The 18,145-nt window shown below is 67.9% G+C and carries 13 protein-coding genes and 3 pseudogenes; 6 read left to right on the plus strand and 10 right to left on the minus strand.

Going from position 1 to position 18,145, the window contains the following annotated elements; genetic code table 11:
- Window positions 1-66 precede the first annotated feature (66 nt).
- Both lipA and ACF0H8_RS18580 read left to right on the plus strand, forming a co-directional pair.
- Entirely contained in the window at window positions 67-990 is a 924-nt protein-coding gene (lipA, locus tag ACF0H8_RS18575; protein WP_395290339.1) for a lipoyl synthase, read from the plus strand.
- Window positions 991-1,076: 86 nt separating this feature from the next.
- Window positions 1,077-2,573, plus strand: coding sequence for an amino acid permease (locus ACF0H8_RS18580; RefSeq protein WP_395290340.1), 1,497 nt, complete (start codon window positions 1,077-1,079; stop codon window positions 2,571-2,573).
- A gap of 494 nt (window positions 2,574-3,067) precedes the next feature.
- Here ACF0H8_RS18580 and ACF0H8_RS18585 read toward each other — a convergent pair whose 3' ends face one another.
- From ACF0H8_RS18585 to ACF0H8_RS18600, 4 genes and pseudogenes are all read right to left on the minus strand, one after another.
- The gene (locus ACF0H8_RS18585; RefSeq protein ID WP_395290341.1) at window positions 3,068-4,234 is read right to left on the minus strand and encodes a helix-turn-helix domain-containing protein; all 1,167 of its coding nucleotides are present in this window, start codon (window positions 4,232-4,234) and stop codon (window positions 3,068-3,070) included.
- Complete coding sequence (locus tag ACF0H8_RS18590) at window positions 4,231-4,950, minus strand: hypothetical protein (RefSeq protein WP_395290342.1); 720 nt, start codon at window positions 4,948-4,950, stop codon at window positions 4,231-4,233. The genes ACF0H8_RS18585 and ACF0H8_RS18590 overlap by 4 nt, the downstream gene beginning before the upstream one ends.
- 102 nt (window positions 4,951-5,052) lie before the next feature.
- A pseudogene (locus tag ACF0H8_RS18595) lies at window positions 5,053-5,704 on the minus strand (acetyl-CoA C-acyltransferase); the annotation flags it as partial.
- Between the two features lie 109 nt (window positions 5,705-5,813).
- A pseudogene (locus ACF0H8_RS18600) lies at window positions 5,814-6,206 on the minus strand (CoA-transferase); the annotation flags it as partial.
- A 106-nt stretch (window positions 6,207-6,312) separates the two neighbouring features.
- Here ACF0H8_RS18600 and ACF0H8_RS18605 point away from each other — a divergent pair.
- Window positions 6,313-6,888 (plus strand): hypothetical protein, encoded by a 576-nt coding sequence (locus ACF0H8_RS18605; RefSeq protein WP_395290343.1) that lies wholly within the window; start codon window positions 6,313-6,315, stop codon window positions 6,886-6,888.
- A 415-nt stretch (window positions 6,889-7,303) separates the two neighbouring features.
- On the opposite strand, the gene ACF0H8_RS18610 is transcribed toward ACF0H8_RS18605, so the two are convergent.
- From ACF0H8_RS18610 to ACF0H8_RS18620, 3 genes are all read right to left on the minus strand, one after another.
- Window positions 7,304-8,374, minus strand: a complete 1,071-nt coding sequence (locus ACF0H8_RS18610) for an LLM class flavin-dependent oxidoreductase (RefSeq protein ID WP_395290344.1) — start codon at window positions 8,372-8,374, stop codon at window positions 7,304-7,306.
- A gap of 66 nt (window positions 8,375-8,440) precedes the next feature.
- Complete coding sequence (locus ACF0H8_RS18615) at window positions 8,441-9,088, minus strand: NADPH-dependent F420 reductase (RefSeq protein ID WP_395290345.1); 648 nt, start codon at window positions 9,086-9,088, stop codon at window positions 8,441-8,443.
- On the minus strand, window positions 9,085-10,140 hold the full coding sequence (locus tag ACF0H8_RS18620) for an LLM class flavin-dependent oxidoreductase (protein ID WP_395290346.1): 1,056 nt from the start codon (window positions 10,138-10,140) through the stop codon (window positions 9,085-9,087). Before ACF0H8_RS18620 ends, ACF0H8_RS18615 begins: the two co-directional genes overlap by 4 nt.
- Window positions 10,141-10,257: 117 nt before the next feature.
- Here ACF0H8_RS18620 and ACF0H8_RS18625 point away from each other — a divergent pair, with 117 nt between their 5' ends.
- The 3 genes from ACF0H8_RS18625 (at window position 10,258) to ACF0H8_RS18635 (ending at window position 13,232) form a co-directional block, all read left to right on the plus strand.
- On the plus strand, window positions 10,258-10,788 hold the full coding sequence (locus tag ACF0H8_RS18625; RefSeq protein ID WP_395290347.1) for a MarR family winged helix-turn-helix transcriptional regulator: 531 nt from the start codon (window positions 10,258-10,260) through the stop codon (window positions 10,786-10,788).
- A 97-nt stretch (window positions 10,789-10,885) separates the two neighbouring features.
- Window positions 10,886-12,175 (plus strand): AI-2E family transporter, encoded by a 1,290-nt coding sequence (locus ACF0H8_RS18630; RefSeq protein ID WP_395290348.1) that lies wholly within the window; start codon window positions 10,886-10,888, stop codon window positions 12,173-12,175.
- Window positions 12,176-12,334: 159 nt separating this feature from the next.
- Window positions 12,335-13,232, plus strand: a protein-coding gene (locus ACF0H8_RS18635) for an IS5 family transposase (RefSeq protein WP_395290931.1) whose coding sequence is annotated in 2 segments (ribosomal slippage) — window positions 12,335-12,670 and window positions 12,672-13,232 — 897 coding nt in all. Because the reading frame shifts where the segments join, the coding sequence is not laid out codon by codon here.
- A gap of 513 nt (window positions 13,233-13,745) precedes the next feature.
- Here the strand turns inward: ACF0H8_RS18635 and ACF0H8_RS18640 are convergent.
- The 3 genes and pseudogenes from ACF0H8_RS18640 to ACF0H8_RS18650 all read right to left on the minus strand — a co-directional run.
- Window positions 13,746-14,045, minus strand: a pseudogene (locus ACF0H8_RS18640) (acetyl-CoA C-acyltransferase); the annotation flags it as partial.
- 921 nt (window positions 14,046-14,966) lie between these two features.
- Window positions 14,967-16,574 (minus strand): GMC family oxidoreductase, encoded by a 1,608-nt coding sequence (locus ACF0H8_RS18645; RefSeq protein ID WP_395290349.1) that lies wholly within the window; start codon window positions 16,572-16,574, stop codon window positions 14,967-14,969.
- Window positions 16,575-16,632: 58 nt separating this feature from the next.
- Entirely contained in the window at window positions 16,633-18,126 is a 1,494-nt protein-coding gene (locus tag ACF0H8_RS18650) for an aldehyde dehydrogenase family protein (RefSeq protein ID WP_395290350.1), read from the minus strand.
- Window positions 18,127-18,145 lie beyond the last annotated feature (19 nt).

Raw genomic sequence — 18,145 nt, forward strand, 5'->3', positions numbered from 1 at the left:
CGGTCAACGCCACGATGACCACGAGCAAGGGAGCTCGCCCATGACCGTCCCCCCGAAGGCCGGCGCATGCTGCGCATCGAGGCCCGCAACGTCCAGACCCCGATCGAGCGCAAGCCCGAATGGATCAAGGCCAAGGTCAAGACCGGTCCCGCGTACCTTGACCTGAAGAAGCTCGTCAAGGCCGAGGGGCTGCACACGGTGTGCCAGGAGGCCGGATGCCCCAACATCTACGAGTGCTGGGAGGACCGGGAGGCGACGTTCCTCATCGGCGGCTCGGCGTGCACACGGCGATGCGACTTCTGCCAGATCGACACCGGCCGCCCCCAGCCGATCGATCGCGCCGAGCCGTACAAGGTCGCGACCACTGTCAAGAAGATGGGGCTGCGCTACGCCACCGTCACCGGCGTCGCCCGCGACGACCTCGACGACCAGGGGGCCTGGCTCTACGCCGAGACCGTCCGCCAGATCCACCAGCTCAACCCGGGAACCGGGGTCGAACTGCTGATCCCGGATTTCTCCGGCGAGCCTGCACTGCTGGACGCGATCTGCGATGCGGCACCTGAGGTCTACGCGCACAACCTCAAGACCGTGCCCCGGCTGTTCAAGGCCATCCGCCCGGCCTTCCGCTACGACCGGTCCCTGGCGGTGCTCACTCACGGCCGGGACCGGGGACTTATCACCAAGTCCAACCTCATCCTCGGCATGGGCGAGACCCATCAGGAAGTCTCCCAGGCCATGGGCGACCTCCACGAGGCCGGCTGCGACCTGCTGACCATCACCCAGTACCTGCGCCCCTCCCCACGCCACCACCCCGTGGAGCGCTGGGTGCATCCCCAGGAGTTCGTCGAGCTCCAGCACGAAGCCGAAGAGATCGGCTTCCTGGGCGTGATGAGTGGACCACTGGTCCGCTCCTCCTACCGCGCCGGACGTCTCTGGTCCCAGGCCATGGCCCGCAAGGGCCTGCCCACCCCGGCGCCAGCGGCGATCTGACCCACCAGCATGCGGCACATGGGCAACCCGCCCGGCCCGCCGGTTTCCACCACCCATCCGAAGATCCCATTCGAAGAGGCCACAACATGAGCGCAACCCACCAGCCGCCGCACCTCGACAGAGCGCTGTCCAGTCGCCACATTCAGCTCATCGCCATCGGCGGCGCCATCGGAACCGGCCTGTTCATGGGCGCCGGAAAAACCATTGCCGTCGCTGGCCCATCGGTGATCTTCGTGTACATGATCATCGGCTTCATGCTGTTCTTCGTCATGCGCGCCATGGGAGAGCTGCTGCTGAGCAACACCAACTACAAAAACTTCTCCGACTTCGCCGGAGACATCCTGGGCCCCTGGGCCTCCTTCTTCACCGGCTGGACCTACTGGTTCTGCTGGGTCGTGACCGGCATCGCCGACGTGGTCGCGATCGCCCACTACGTCTCCTTCTGGTGGCCCGACCTGCCGCTGTGGATCCCGGCCATCGCCTGCATCCTGCTGCTGCTGGCCCTGAACCTGCCAACGGTGCGCGCGTTCGGTGAAACCGAGTTCTGGTTCGCCCTGATCAAGATCGTCGCAATCCTGGCGCTCATAGTCGTGGGACTGGTCATGATCGTCACCGGCTTCGAGACCGACGGCAGCCGCGCGGCCTTCTCCAACCTGTGGGCTCACGAAGGCATGTTCCCCACCGGCTTCATGGGCTTCGTGGCCGGGTTCCAGATCGCCGTGTTCGCCTTCGTCGGCGTCGAGCTCGTGGGCACCACCGCCGCCGAGACCAAAGACCCCGAGATCAACCTGCCGCGTGCGGTGAACTCCATCCCCATCCGTGTGCTGCTCTTCTACGTCGGGGCCCTGGTCATCCTCATGGCCGTGCGTCCCTGGACCACCTACAGCGGCGGCGAGTCCCCGTTCGTGGGCATGTTCGCCCTGGCCGGGCTGGCCGGGGCCGCCGGCGTGGTGAACTTCATCGTCCTGACCTCGGCGACCTCCTCGGCGAACTCCGGCATCTACTCCACCTCCCGCATGGTCTACGGCCTGGCCCAGGACGGCGACGCACCCAAGGCCTTCGGCCTGCTCTCCCGCCGCAAGGTCCCGCGCAACGCACTGCTGTTCTCCTGCATGTTCCTCCTGGCCGGTGTCGCCCTGCTCTACGCCGAGGGCAGCGTCGCCGAAGCCTTCACCCTGGTCACCACCATCTCCGCGCTGTGCTTCATGTTCGTCTGGTCGATCATCCTCATCAGCTACATCGTCTACCGACGTCGCCGCCCCCACCTGCACGCCGCAAGCAAGTTCAAGATGCCCGGCGCAACGTTCACGCCCTACATGGTGCTGGCGTTCTTCGGCTTCATCATCTGGGCGCTGACCACCCAACCGGACACGCTCGCCGCCCTGCTCTTCACCCCACTGTGGTTCGTGGGCCTGGGCATCGGATACCTGGTGCTGCGCCGCAACCCGGAGCACGCCGCCCTCCGGGCACTCCACGACGCCAAGGCCCTCCAGGAGAACGCCACCGCCGCGGGGTGGAACTCGATCCCTGAAGCGGTCGGCGCCGCTCGCCCACTGTCGGGGCGAGGCGACGGCTCACAATGATGTCCTTCGACAACGATTGCGGCGGAGTGACTCCCCTGGAGTGGTGTACGTAGCCGGCAGGCCATGGCGGCGCAGCGTGAGCCGAACGCCTTCACATTTCCCCCGGCACCCCGATCCTCCTGCTAGAAGGAGTCACTCGAGACGCATCAGGGCGAGGTATCGAGTGGTTCTCCGCATGGCACCGGCCCCACACCGTCTTCGACGTCGACGCACACGTCGGACTTGACCGCCCCACGGCCGCGCAACCGGCACTGTCGGACCGGTGACGGCGCCCTGACGGAGCTACGCAACCTGGTGCGGGAGCTCGCCACGCTGCTCGACGTCTGAGCGAGTTGAGAAGCAGCGAGTTCACGCACCGATGCAACTCGCCCCCTACTGGTCCGATAAATTGACTATATCGATTCGCGCTCTATGAAGCTCTATGAAACCGCTCTCCTCGCCGCTGTTGACACGTCAGGTGAGGAACCTTTCCGCGCGGATACTTTCACCCTGAATCAAGCGGTGGTGTGCGAAGAGCTGGGAAAGTCTCCGAAGTTCACTGGCGGACGTTCATCCTGACTGCCGGCCGCATCCAGGACGCGGATGACGATGTCGGCGGGTAGGCCAGTCTCCTTGGTCAGCCACTGGACGATGTTGGACCCGTCAAGCAGCGCCACGGCACGGGGAATCAGGACCGGCGCTTCGGGCGGTCCAAGTGGGCCGGGCTCAGGCAGTCCCCAACTGCTCAGCTGGCGCATCGCTCGCTGGTAAGTCGTGTCTCCGAAGCGCCCAAGCTTGTAGGTGCGCACGACAAGGGCCCTCAGGCTCACTCCCCACCGACGCTTGAGGGTATGCAGCACCGACCAGTCCAGCCGCGCCGGCAGCTCTGGGCCAATCTGCGCGGCGGGAGCCAGGAACTCTGCAGCGAAGGCATGCGCCTGGTCCTCGATAAGGCGAGAGCCCGGCTCGGTGTCGTGGTGCATCAGCAGGTGCCCCAGTTCATGCGCAGCGTCGAAGCGACTGCGCGCCTTGTCCCCCTTGAGAGGGTTGAGGAGGACCAGGGGACGCGAGCCGCTCTGGTGCGAGAACGCGTCCACGCGTCGCGTCGCGTCGTCCAGGCGCACGACCGCAACACCATGCGCTTCCAGCAGCCGCACCATGTGCGGTACCGGACCGGAGCCAAGGCCCATGCGCGCACGCGCCTGTTGGGCGAGCTGGACCACCTCCTCTAGATCCAGGTTCGGCGAGACATCCAGATCCGGGAGACGAATGGCGGGAAGCTCGACGTAGCGCTCGACGGCCTCGAGGACGACGAGCGTGAGCTCAGCGAACGCCAGGGCCTTCTCTCGTTCCAGAGAGCTCGTCGACCGCAGGCTGCGAAAGTGCGCGCTGCTAGCGGGCAGGGCCTGCACCGGGTATCCGGCACGGAAGAAGTCCGGCGGGACTCCCAGCACCTCACACATCGCTTCCACGACCGGCAGAGTCGGCTTTATCTGCCCCTTCTCGTACTGCGTTATGGCCGCGGGGGTCACTCCCACAGCTCGGGCTATCCAGGTTCGCTGCAGGCCAGCCAACCGCCGACCCAAGGCGAGGCGGGACGGGTCGAAGTCGGAGGCAACACCTGCAGCGCGACGGTGCGTAGCTCGCTTACGAGCAGCCTGGAGGTCAGCTGCTTCGCTCATGCGGAGTCACGAGCGCCCTGGGCCTCGATCGGGCGCGGACGCCGCCTGAGGACGAGGTCCGGCTCGGCCATGGCGTTGTGATCGGGCGCGAAGGGCGCACCGTCCCCGCCGAGCGGCATGCCGCCGCCGGAGCGACCGTCCTTAATCATCTTGACGGCCATCCATGGGGATGGTCCGGCGCTAGGAAAGCCAACGAAGATTCGGACATGCCCCTCATTCAGGCCTTGCCACGCGAGATGGAGGTGCTTCAGCGCCGCCAACTGCCCTGTTGGGTGCGGGGTCTCCACTGGCAAGCTCTCGAACAAGGTGCCCTCAACCGGGGTGTAGACGCGAGAGTTCGCCGCAGCGCCGTCAACGCGTACGTCGCTCGCGCTCCAGTCGATGGAGTGAGGGTCCCAGCGAGGGTTTCGTGTGCGCACCTTGCTGGTGTGCATTACACGGCCAGCGAACTGGACCTCGAGCGTCTGACCGCCCCGGACGCGGAGGCCGTCAACGTTGCGGACGCGCAGGCGGGCCTCGGCGCGGTGAAGGATATTGCGGCTGCACTGAATGCCCAGCGAGGTCGCGTCGTCACCAAGGGCCTCCGGCTCGTGCCGCTCGAGGTTTATCTTCCACACGGTTTCCACCGTCTGCACCAAGGCGTCGAGCGGTCCGTCGTGCCTCCAGTGCTCGATGACCTCAGCCAGCAGAGCCTCGGCGGCACTCTCACCGTTCATGGGTCAAACTGTAGCAGTAAGCCACCACTTTGGTCTGAAAATTAAGTGGGCGTGTCTCACCGCCGTGGTGTCCCGGCCCGGGCCCGTGAACCGTCGGCCATCGAGGTCGAGGTCGTGGGCGTCCCAGCCCTGCCGCTTCAGGGCGGCCTCGATCGCCCGGGCGGGCTGGGCGTGCAGGGAGGTGTCCGGGCCGGCGTCCTGCCCGGCCGCCCGCACGGTGGCCAGCACCGCCCACCCCTGCTCGGCGGCGTGCGCGCGGGTGGTCAGGACCACCGCGGCGGCGCCGTCGGAAATCGGCGAGGCGTTCCCGGCGGTGATGGACCCGCCCTCGACGAACGCCGGCCGCAGCTTGGCGAGGGGTCTGAGGCGTGGTGTCGGGCCGGATGCCCTCGTCGGTGTCGACCACGCTCTCGCCCTTGCGGCTGGTCACCGTCAGCGGGACGACCTCGGCGGCCAGCACGCCGTCGGCCCACGCCTTGGCGGCGCGCTGGTGCGACGCGGCGGCGACGGCATCCTGCTGCTCCCTCGTGAGGGGGTAGCGCTCGGCGGTGTACCGCTCGGTCGAGGTGCCCATGGCCTCGTGGTCGAAGGCGTCGGTCAGCCCGTCGTGGGCGGTGTGGTCCAGCAGCGTGACCGGCCCGTAGGCGTACCCCGCGCGCGACCCGGGCAGCAGGTGCGGGGCGTTGGTCATCGACTCCAGCCGCCATCGGCGCCGGCAGCCGGCGACGACGACGTCGGCCTCGCCCGAGCGCAGGGCGGCGCGGACCCCGCAGGGCAAGCTGCGCGGCCAGCTCGCGCCGTTCACCGCCGACGAGCTCGGCGCCGCCGCGATCCGCGGCGCGCCCTGGCCGATCTCTGGGCGCTCATGCCTGCACCTGAACGGCGGTCAGCGCCTCGGAGACGGTCAGCTCCGGCTCGGTGCGCTCGCGGACCTCCGCCACGGACACCCCGGGGGCGGTCTCGACGAGCACCAACCCCTCGGAGCGGACGTCGATGACGGCCAGGTCGGTGATGATCCGGTCGACCACGCCGCGTCCGGTCAGCGGCAGCGAGCACTCGGAGACGATCTTCGCGGCGCCGTTCTTAGCGTTGTGCTCCATGAGCACGATGACCTTCCCCGCGCCGTGGACCAGGTCCATCGCCCCGCCCGGGCCCTTGACCATCTTCCCCGGGATCATCCAGTTCGCCAGGTCCCCAGCCGCGCTGACCTGCATGCCGCCCAGGATCGCCACGTCGATCTTCCCGCCGCGGATCAGCGGGGCGGGAGGTGGTGCTGCAGTCGGAGGAGAGGGCCTCCCTGACCACTACGAGACGGAACGCCGACCGGTAGCATCCCGAGTCATCCGCGACGCACGCGCGAACATGGAAATCCTCTCCAAGGAGCTGTTCGTCGAAGGACTCGACGTCGACGACGACGATGGGCGGCAATTGCGCCGTGAGGTGGCAGGACGGAACGCAGAGGTCAAGAGGCCAGAGATGTGGTCACCCGGGCTCATACTCGGTCAGGAGTACTCCTCTCCTCTCCTCATACCCGACTCGGTCTCCAGGCCGGCCGAGAGCGTCACCGAGTTTGAACCAACACTGGCCACAGGCCTACGGCTACCGCACGCGTGGCTGTCCGAGAGCAGGTCGCTGTTCGATGCACTCGGACGCGAGTTCACACTCCTCGTACTGGACCGGCGAACTGACATCTCACCGATCGTTACCGCAGCAGCGGCAAGGAAGGTTCCTCTCACCGTCCTTCCGCTGGACGATCCGACCCCCCAGGGGCTTCTTTCCAGTCCTCTGGTACTGGTGCGACCCGACCGAATTGTGGCCTGGCACGGCCAGGAGCCGACGGACATTGACCTGTTGTGGGACACCGTCATCGGCAGCCCCTTGTCCCAGCAAGAGCCAATCCGCACAGCTACTCCGTCCGAACTGACGCACCGCACCTGACTTCCCGGGGGATCACCCGGGATCGCCTGGCTCATCACGGCCCGTGCGTGTCGAGCTGCTCTACGTCGACGTCTGCCCGAACTGGCCCGTCGCGCATGCGGGCTCGCCCACGTGCTCGAGGCCAGCGGACTACAGGCAGAGCCGATCGAGGTCATCGAGGTCGGACCGGACGCGCAGCCGAGGCGGCCTCGATTTTGCCGAATCGCCCACGACTCGGATGAACGGGCACGACACCTTTCCCGCTCGCGGGCGGAAGCCAGGAACTGCTGGGCGGCCTGTCAACGACGGCTGAAAGCGGACCCTCGTGTGCTCCTTGCGCCGTCCCGGCCCGGCGAGGTAGAAGATGGCCGCACCACCTGTCGTGGTGCGGCCATCTCCCGCGGGGTGTTGCTCCCGCATGTCCAGCTGCAGGTGGTCAGACCACCTGCCAGTTGACGGTGTTCGAATAGCGCGGTGTGGGGGTGGCAGCAGCGGTCTCTCGTTTGACGACGGGGAGCACTTCGGTCATGAAGAGTTCGAGGGATTCGTTGACCATGTGCCAGGGAAGGTTGCCCACGTCGATCTGGCCCAGGAAGCGATCGATCCCGAGCAGTTCCACGCGCTTCATGATCTCGTCGATGACCTGCTGCGGGCTACCCACGGGCAGGCCGTGCTCGATCCATTGGTCGTAGGCCTGGCGCGGGAACGCGCCGCCTCCAGTCATGCCCATCTGGCGGAAGTACTCCGCGTAGTAGGGATAGAAGGAGTCACGGGCGCCCTGTGAGGTCTTGCCGACGAACATGTGCCCGCTGGCACCGAGGCGCAGCCTGGCGGGGTCGTGTCCGGCTTGCTCGGCGGCGCGGTGGTAGAGCTCCACGCGCGGGACGAACTGCTCGGGGCCTGTGAAGAAGCCCATGATCATGGGCAGGCCGAGGGCGCCGGCGCGCATGGCGGAAGCCGGGGTGCCGCCGATGGCCACCCAGACCGGCAGCGGTTCCTGCTTGGCGCGCGGGATGATCGGTGCCTGGTTCAGCGGAGCGCGGTGCCGGCCGTGCCAGGTGACCACCTCGTCCTCACGGATCTGCAGGAGCATCTTCAGTTTCTCGTCGAAGAGCTCGTCGTACTGGGCGAGGTCGTAACCGAAGAGAGGGAACGATTCGGTGAAGGCACCTCGGCCGGCGACGATCTCGGCGCGCCCGTGGGAGAGATGGTCCAGGGTGGCGTACTGCTGGTACACGCGCACGGGGTCCTGGCTGGAGAGCACCGTGACACCGCTGGTCAGGCGGATGCGCTCGGTCACGGAGGCCATGGCGGCCAGGACCACCTCGGGGGCGGAGATGGTGAAGTCGGGGCGGTGGTGCTCGCCCAGGGCGATGACGTCCAGCCCGCCCTGGTCGGCCTTACGGGCGAGCTCCACGAGCCGGTCCAGGCGGGTGGTCACGTCCGTGGTGGCCTTGCCGTCCGGGTGCTGGTTGATCTCCCCGAAGGTGTAGATACCGAGTTCCATGGATGATTGTCCTTCTCGTAGTCGTCTTGGTCGGCCATGAGGGCGGGGCGGTGTGTGGCCGGACGGTCAGCGGACCGTGGCGGCGCGGGCGAGCTCGAGTTGTTCCTCGAGGCCCGGCCGGTCGAACCAGCCCGTGAAGATCTCGGTGCCCGGTTCCAGGGCCGCACCGGCCGCCAGCGGGCCGGCATCCACGGCATCGAACCCCAGGCGATCGATCAGCTCCATGGCCCTGGCGCGGGCGGCGTCGTCGTCCCCGGCCACGGCCAGGGCGCGCCGCGCCGGGGCCCCGGCCGGGGCGTGGTCCATCTCGAGGTCGTGGTAGCCGATGTGGTTCAGGGTTTTGACCACGCGCGCTCCCGCCAGGTGCCCGGCCACCATCTCCGAGGAGGACCGGGCGGCCTCGAGGGCGGGCACGTGCCCGTCGGTCTCGGCCCAGTAGTTCATCGCATCGACGACGACCCGCCCCGTGAACATTCCCGGGTCGAGGGTGGCGTACCTGTTCAGCGGCACGGCCAGCACCACAAGGTCCGAGGCCCGGGCCGCCTCGGCGGCGGTCACGGCTCTCGCGCCGGGTGCCATGACCTCGACGATCAGCTCGATGGCGGCGGGGTCGCCCGACGCGGCGATCGCCACGTCGTAGCCGGCGCGCAGAGCCTGGCGCGCGATCGCCGTCCCTACCCGGCCGGCGCCCAGGATGCCGAGGGTGGGGCTCATGCTGGCACCTTCGTGCCGAGCTCGGCGTCGACGAGCGGCTTGACCTCGGTGCCGAGCAGCTCGATGGAGCGCAGGAAGTCGCGCTGGGGCAGGTGGCCGATGTCGATCTGGAAGATCTGGCGCACGTGGCCCAGGTCCCGGTGCAGCGCCACGATGCGGGCCGCGACCTCCTCCGGGTTGCCGACGAAGAACGCACCGTCCGGGGCGGTGTCGCGGTCGTACGCACGGCGGTCGGGCCCGCGCCACCCGCGGGTGGGGGCCAGGGCGGCCATCATGTTGCCCCAGTGGGTGAACCACAGGTCCTTCGCCCGGGCGGCGTCGTCGTGGATGAAGCCCAGGTTGGCGACCGCGACCTTGATGTTCTCCTCCGGGTGTCCGGCGCGCCGGGCGGCGGTGCGGTACAGGTCCGCCAGGCCGGCGAAGCGGGCGGGCTGGCCGCCGATGATGCCGTAGGCAATCGGCAGGCCCTGCTGGCCCGCGCGCATCGAGGAGGACGGGCTGCCGCCGGTGGCCCGCCACAGGGGCAGGCGGCCGCCGTCGGGGCGTGGGACGACCACGGCGTCGGTCAGCGGGGCACGGAAGCGGCCCTGCCAGCTGATGGTCTCGTCCTCACCGAGGTCGTTGAGCCGCATCAGCAGGGCGAGCTTCTCCTCGTACAGGGCGTCGTAGTCCTCCAGGGCGTAGCCGAAGAGCGGGAAGGACTCGATAGAGGAGCCGCGGCCGGCGGTTATCTCCGCGCGCCCGCCGGAGATCGCGTGCAGGGTGGCGAACTGCTGGAAGACCCGCACCGGGTCGTCGGTGCTCAGCACGGTGACGGACGATCCGAGGCGGATCCGCTCGGTGACGGTCGCCGCGCCAGCCAGCACGGTGGCGGCCGCCGACGCTGGCATCTGCCGGGTGTGGTGCTCGCCGATGCCGAAGTAGTCCAGCCCCACCTGGTCGGCCAGCCGGATCGCCTCGAGCAGATTGCGCTGCGCCTCGGCGGTGCTGCCCAGCCGACCCGTCGCAGGGTCGCGTTGCACGTCGCCGAAGCTGTAGATCCCGAGCTGCAAGCTCTCGTCCTCTCCTCTATGCGACCGCGGCAGACCTCGTGGCCGACACGTTGTTCAACCGACGATATTTGCTGCTGATGGATTGTGCAACCACGCACCTCCGGTAGCATTGGTTGCATGAACTTCGAGTCACCGGACCGCGGAACCGGCGCCCACGCAGAGGACTTCGGCTGGTCTTTGGGAGTCCTGCTGCGCGCCTACAAGAGCGCAGTCACTGGGGCCGTCGAGGACCTCCCGCACGGCCACCGCGGCTACCAGATCCTCAGCACGGTCGTCCATGACGACCAGCCCAGCCAGCTGGCCCTGGCCAACCACCTGGGCATCGACCGGACGGTGATGACGTACCTCCTCGACGACCTCGTTGAGGCAGGCTTGGTCGAGCGCCGACCCAACCCGGCCGACCGGCGTCAGCGCAGGATTGTCGCCACCGAGGCCGGCACCCAAACCCTGACCAAGTTCGAGCGGCGCGTCCAAGAGGCCCGGGATGACGTCCTCGCCGCCCTCGCCCCTCGCGAGCGGGAGACGCTCTGCACCCTGGTGCGCCGCGCCGCCTGCGACGTCCGCGGCGTCGACACACGCGAGGACCCCTGCGAGGTGGCCGAGAAGGTGCTGGCCGACACCCAGCAGGCAGTCACCCCTCAGGGCTAGATCGCATCGCTCACGTACTAGTCGATCCCGGCTGGGCGCGCACTACCGCGCGCTCGCTGCTGAAGCTTTTCCGTGCTCCACCAACCGATCGAGGGACATGCCCGACCTCAGCGCCTCCTGGCTCGCCCGCCTGAGTGCCTCGCGCCAGCAGCCCCTGCAGGGCGACACGGTCCGCTCCCGCGGCGCGGGGCGCGCCGCCGTCGCGGCCCCCACCCGTACCGACCCGGCGGAGGCGGTGCCCTGGTCGGTGCGGGCCGTGGCGGCCTGGTCGTGGCGCGTCCTGGTCATCGTCGCCGCCGGCGCGACGCTCGTCTACGCCGTCGTCACCTTCAAGACGGTCGTGGTCTCCTTCCTAGCCGCGCTGCTCATCGCTACGCTGCTGGAACCCTTTTCGGCCTGGCTGCGCCGCAGGCTGCACTTCCCGCAGGCGCTGGCCTCCCTGACCGCGATCCTCGCGGCGGTCATGTTCATCGGCGGGCTGCTCACGCTGGCCGGGCGCTCGATCTACCACGGCTTCGGCCAGCTGGCCGACCGGGCGGTGCAGGGCTTCGGCGAGCTCACGGCCTGGCTGGCCGAGGGGCCGCTGGCCATCCCGCAGGACCAGATCGACCAGTGGATGGGCCAGCTCACCGACCAGGTTCAGGCGAACTCCGACGTGCTGGTCTCCGGCGTCGCCAACGTGACCGGCTCGGTGACGACGGTCATCACCGGCGCCCTCATCGCGCTGTTCTGCCTGTTCTTCTTCCTCAAGGAGGGACGCCAGATCTGGCAGTGGTTCGTCCGGCTGGCCCCGCGCACGGCCCGCGAGAGCATCAACGAGTCCGGCATCCGGGCCTGGGTGACCCTGGGCGGCTACACGCGAACCCAGATCCTCGTCGCCTTCGTCGACGCCGTGGGCATCGCCCTGGGCGCCGCCATCCTCGGCGTCCCGCTCGCCCTGCCGATCGGCGTGCTGGTGTTCCTCGGCGCCTTCATCCCCATCGTCGGCGCGCTGCTCTCCGGGACGGTGGCGGTGCTCGTTGCACTCGTGGACCAGGGCCTCGTCACGGCGCTGATCATGCTGGCCATCGTGCTGGCCGTGCAGCAGATCGAGGGCAACCTGCTCCAGCCCTGGCTGCAGAGCAACGCCCTCGCGGTGCACCCGATCGCGATCCTGCTCGCCGTGACCGCCGGCACCGGCATCGCCGGCATCCTCGGCGCCCTCTTCGCCGTGCCCGTCGCCGCGGTGATCAACACCGTGGTGCTCTACCTGCACGGCCACGACAAGTACCCCCAGCTGGCCACCGACCTCAACCGGCCTGGCGGGCCACCGGGCGCCGTCACCTCAGCCATCGAGGAGGACTACGCCCACACGGGCGACGAAGCCAGCACGGCCGTTCCGGTCTGAGGAGGCCGTCGACTGCGCCGGAAGGGATGTCGGGGCCACCATGTCGTTCTCAGTGGCGGCCGACGGCGGGACCTTCATCCGCACTGATGTCACCCTAGCCGGTGCGCATCTAGGGCGTGTCTCCCAATAGTCGAGCCGTTGGGCTGAAACGCTGCGGTGGTGTCACGTTATGCCGTGCTGACGGATGCCCAGTGGGAGTTGATCGAGCCGTTGATGCCGTCCTCGGAGGGCCGTCGGGGACGGCGGTTCCGGGACCACCGGGCGGTGGTGGAGGGCATCGTCTACCGCTACCGCACCGGGATCGCCTGGCGGGACCTGCCCGAGTGCTTCGGGCCGTGGCAGACGGTGTGGAAGCGGCACCGCCGCTTCAGCGGCGATGGGACGTGGGACAAGATCCTCACCGCCCTGCTCGCGCAGGCGGATGCGGCCGGGCTGATCGACTGGGAGGTGTCGGTGGACTCCACGATCAACCGTGCCCACCAGCACGCCACGAACCTGCCGAGGGACACAGGGGGAGCTGTCGAATTACATGAAACCCGGCGAGGAGCCGCTTGACCACGCCATCGGCCGCTCCCGCGGCGGACTGAGCACGAAGATCCACCACGTCTGCGACGGCAACATGCGCCCGCTGGTGATGGTGCTCGGGCCAGGGCAGGGCGGGGACTCGCCGATGTTCGTCCACCTGATGAACTCTGTGCGCGTGCCCCGGCTGGGTCCTGGGCGGGCCCGGACCACGCCGGTGCGGGCGCTGGCCGACAAGGCCTACTCCTCCCGGGCGAACCGGGCGCTGCTGCGCCGGCGCGGCATCCAGGCCGTCATCCCCGAACGCTCCGACCAGGTCGCCAACCGCAAGCGCCGCGGTTCCAAGGGCGGCCGGCCCGTCACCTACGACACCGAGGCCTACAAGCGGCGCAACGTCGTCGAACGCTCCTTCAACGTCTTCAAGCAGTGGCGCGCCCTGGCCACCCGCTACGACAAGCTCGCGCTGACCTACCGCGGCGGCGTCGTCCTGCGAGCGATCACCATCTGGCTCAACGCATTAAGAGACACGCCCTAGTCGCCTGTCGGGCACGCTCCGCCGGTGGCCTGCGCCCGACCGGTCTCGATGACCCCCTGAGGGACAGCGGAGGCGTCAGGGGCGAGCCGGGAACGCACGGTCGAGCATCTCGGCCGTGACGGGTTTCACCATCTCGTTGCGGCGGATGTAGTCGGGCTGACAGGATTCAAACCTGCGACCCCTTGTTCAAATGGGGCTGGCCCTCCGACCTCGCGCAACGACGCGTCATGTCTAGCGAAACCGCTCAACACCTGCGGTTTCGCCTTTGATTCGAGCCAGGTACATCACGCATCGATTTGCGGCGTCGAGCGCCGACGATTGGTGTTTATGCGGGGTTTTCGTGGGGTCTTCCAGTCTCCACGATCGATGCCCCCCACTGCTGTCGATGCCGCGCCCCCCCCCCAGCCCAGTCATTTGTACGGGCCCCCGCTCGTCCTTCAGGCTGGCGAGGAACTCGCCCAGGTCGGACAGGGTAACGCATGCAGCAGGCGCAAAGGGGCGTAGCTGACCGCCTCAGACTTCCAAGGGGAGCGCCTCGCGTTGGCCGCCGCCGCCGCACAGGGCGACGGCGGCGCGCTGGATGCCGTCGGAGGCGAGCTGGTGGGCGGCGTGGACCACGAGGCGGGCGCCGGAGGCGCCGATGGGGTGGCCGATGGCGATGCCGCCGCCGTGTGGGTTGACCTTGGCCGGGTCGACGCCGAGCTCGGCGGTGGACTGGGCGACGACGGCGCCGAAGGCCTCGTTGATCTCGATGAGGTCGAGGTCGCCGGCGTCCCAGCCCTGCCGCTTCAGGGCGGTGGCGATGGCGATGGCGATGGCGATGGCGATGGCGAGTCCACGTGGGCAGACTTGAACCACCGTGGAGCCGGGCCCCGGCAAGTTGCGAACGAGTTCGGGACGAACGAACGGGCACTGCATGCGTAATCGCATGTCAGCGCCCATGCGGTGGAGCTAGGGGGTGGGAGCTAGGGGGATTCGAACCCCCGACCTTCTCCCGGAGGCTCACAAGTCCCGGCACTCCCCGGAGTCCGTTGTCTCGAACGCTCGCTGAGACGTCCTGACCTCTACAAACGGTGCAATACCAACGGTTCTCAGCGCGCGGACTCCAGGGTCACACCGCGTCGCAACCGTGGTCAACCGCCGTCATCTGATGGCTCGAGATGCGTGGAACTCGCGTGGAATCGGCGCTCACGCGTGGAACTCGCGTGGAATCCCATCTCCTAGTTGTCCCGAGTCGGGACGTCGGATCGCCGTAGGAGCCGAAGAACGGTGTGTGGTCTCACTGAGCTTCTGGGGGCCAAGCACGTGAGGCTCCGGGTCGCTCCTGACCCCTTCATCAGGGCTGCGCCGGTACACAGAGCCACGGTAGAGACGCGTGCTGCAAGGCACGGACAGGATCCGAGGGAGATCGTCCCTCGACGGTGGGTGAAGCGCCCCGGGTTGGGTGGAGGCTCGGTTAGTTGGTTCCGGCCTCGATCATGACGGGGCTCTCAGGGTAGTGCTGGGCGTGGCTGACGTACGCGACGATGCGCAATCGCCGCGCGTTCATGCTCGCTCGCGTGGCAGAACCGTGGCAGAGGAGCCGATCCGTGGCACAACCGTGGCACGAATTCGTCCGCCGACGATTTGGGTTCACCGTCGGCCATGGGGACGGGTGGTAGCCACACACCCACCCGCCCCCGCCTGCGCGCCCTGGTTACGGCCCTGCAAGAGCGGAACAGCTCAGCCGGTGCCCTAGCCGGCCTTGACCAGGTCTGCCCCCTTCTCACCGATCATCACGACGGCAGCATTGATGTTGCCCGACACGATCGTCGGCATCACGGACGCGTCGATCACTCTGAGGCCCTGCACGCCGTGAACCCGCAGCTGGGGGTCGACGACAGCGAGCTCGTCGGTGCCCATCCGGGCCGTTCCCGAGTAGTGGAACCCGGTATCGGCCGAAGTGCGGATGTATTCGAGGAGCCCTTCGTCGGCGTCGCCTTCCGGACCGGGTGCGATCTCCTGTACCTCAAGACGCGCGGGCATGGCGTCGGCGATCTGTTTGGCGATCTTCATGCCGGCGAGGATGGTGCGGACGTCCTCCTCCTCGGCCAGGTGGTTGAACACGAAGGACGGGCTCTGCCTGGGGTCCGCTGACGTGATCTGCATACGCCCGCGGCTGAGGGGCCGGTTCTGGTACATGCCCAGGCGGAACCCGGAGAAGTTCGCCAGGCCCCAGCCGGCGTCGGCGGGCATGAACGGCAGATAGTGCAGGTGCAGATCGGGGGCCTCGACGTCCGGTCGAGTCTTGATGTAGGCGCCGCCGAGGGAGGCGCCGATCGTCAGCGGCCCGTTGCGCTTGCCGGCGAAGTAACCGAGACCGGTCAGCGCCTGTTTGAAGATGTTGCCGGCCTTGCGGTTCAGCGTCCACGGGCTCGAGGTCATGTACTTGCGTCCGACCTGAACATGGTCCATGAGGTTCTCGCCGACGCCTGGCACGTCCTGGAGCACCTCGATCCCGTGCTCCCTGAGCAGCTCCCCGGGGCCGATCCCGGAGACCTGCAAGAGCTGCGGAGTCTGCAAAGCCCCGGCGCTCAGGATGATCTCGCGCCTGGCTCTGACCCGGTAGCTCTTGCCGTTGCGCTCGTAGATCACGCCCGAAGCGGTCGTGCCGTCGAACTCGATCTTCGTGACGAACGCGCCGGGGAGGACCCTGAGGTTTGCCCGCTTCCGGTTGGGGTGGAGGTAATTCAGCGAGGTCGAGGACCGACGACCGTTCCACGTCGCCAGATCCCAGTACCCGGCACCTTCGATGTCGGGCCGGTTGAAGTCGGAGTTCCGCGGGATGCCGAGGCTGGACGTGGCGGCGTCGATGAACGACTCCGCCAGCGGGTTCTGCCACCGGGCCAGTTCGATGCCCAGCGGACCGTCCCCGCCGTGGTACTCCCCAGCACCTCGGTGATCGCGCTCGGACCTCTTGAAGTAGGGCAGCACGTCCTTGTAGCCCCAGCCCTCCGCCCCCTGCGCCTCCCAAGTGTCGTAGTCCAGCGGAGTACCGCGCACGTGGACCAGGCCGTTGATCGCGCTCGAGCCACCCACGAGCTTGCCGTGCGGCAGCGCGTACTTCTTGTTGTTCAGGTGCGGTTCTGGCTGCGTTTCGTGGTCGTACCACATGTACTTGGCGTTGAAGAGGATCTTGGCGAATCCCAAGGGGATCCGGGACCAGAGGCTCGTGTCCTTCGGGCCCGCCTCGAGCAGGAGGACATTGGTGTTGGGGTCTTCGGAGAGCCGCGTGGCGACAATGGCTCCGGCGGAGCCTGCTCCGACGACGATGTAGTCGTAACCGTTGGTTGTAACTGACACTGTGTGCGCCTCTTTGCTTCTCGTTGGGTTCTGCCGTCGCTGGATCTCAACTACGTGTTTATCCGCGTCCGACGCCCCAGCCGATGGACTTCGTCTGCAAGTACTCGTCGATGCCCCAGGCTCCGTATTCCCGTCCCAGTCCGCTGGCCTTGTATCCGCCGAACGGCATGCTGATATCGGGGAAGGCGCCGCCACCTCCGTTGATGATGACGGCGCCAGTGCGCAGGCGTCGCGCGATGCTGTAGGCCCGCACCGGGTCGTGCGCGTGTACGGCGCCGGACAGTCCGTACGGGTTGTCGTTGGCAAGTGCGACCGCCTCGTCGTCGGTGTCGAAGCCGATGACGACGTTGACCGGGCCGAAAATTTCCTCACGGGCGATGCGCATGGTGTTCTCGACATCGGTGAACAGCGTCGGCTCGATGAAGTAGCCGCGTTCGAGTCCGGCCGGTCGTCCGCCGCCGGTGACGAGCGTGGCCCCGGCTTCCTTGCCCGCTGCGATCATGTCCTCGACCTTGTGCCGCTGCGCTGCGGAGATGAGCGGCCCCATCTGGGTGGCGGGGTCCGAGGGGTCGCCGACCCGCACGGCTTCGAGGCCTGCGGCGATCTTCTCGACCAGTTCGCTCTGTCGTGAGCGGTGCACGAGGGTGCGGGTGAGCAGTGAGCAGCCCTGCCCGGCCTGGATGATCGTGTGCGTGACGACCTCGGTGGCGACGGCATCGAGATCGGCGTCCTCGGTGACGATGTTGGCGCTCTTGCCTCCGAGTTCGAGTACCACCTTCTTCAGCGATGCTGCAGCCTGCTGGTAGATCTGGGTTCCCACGGCATCGGACCCGGTGAAGCTGACCATGTCGACATCGGGGTGATTGACCAGCGCCTGCGTCGGCACTCGGTCGCCGGTAATGACGTTGAGCACCCCCGGCGGCAGGCCAGCTTCCTCCCCGATCTCGGCGAGGACGAGGCCCTCGAGCGGCGTCGTGGTCGCCGGCTTGAGGACGACGGTGCATCCGGCAGCAAGTGCGGGAGCGAGCTTGGTCATATTGAGCCACAGCGGGAAGTTGTAGGCGCTGATGAGCGCAACGACTCCGTAGCTCTCGCGGACGACCAGGCCCTGACCGATGCCGTTGCCGAAGTGCGGCTGCGAAGGCTGCTCCCATGCAAATGATGCCATCGCGTCGATCGTCGATCTCAGGTGGGCGATTGCCCCTCCTACCTGGCCGGCCTCGGCGAACCAGCGCACTGAACCGCATTCGGCGACGTTCATCTCGACCAGTTCGTCCTTGCGCCTGTCCATGATTTCGGCGAAGCGCTGGAGCACCTCGCGGCGCTCGGCCGGGGTAGTCCTGCCCCAGCCCCCCTCGTCGTGTGCCCGGCGGGCAGCGGTCACCGCCCTGGCGACGTCGGCACTCGTCGCCGCCGGAACCCGCGCGATGATCTCCTCAGTCGCTGGGTTCTCCACGTCGACGAGGGTGTGGTCCGACGGCGAGGTCCATCCGCCGTCGATGTAGATGCCGCTCTCGCGGATCGCGACCGCAGATTGCTGCACGATGGCCATTTCTCGATCACATTCCCTT

The organism is Georgenia sp. AZ-5, from assembly GCF_043952095.1.
Taxonomy (GTDB): Bacteria; Actinomycetota; Actinomycetes; order Actinomycetales; family Actinomycetaceae; genus Georgenia.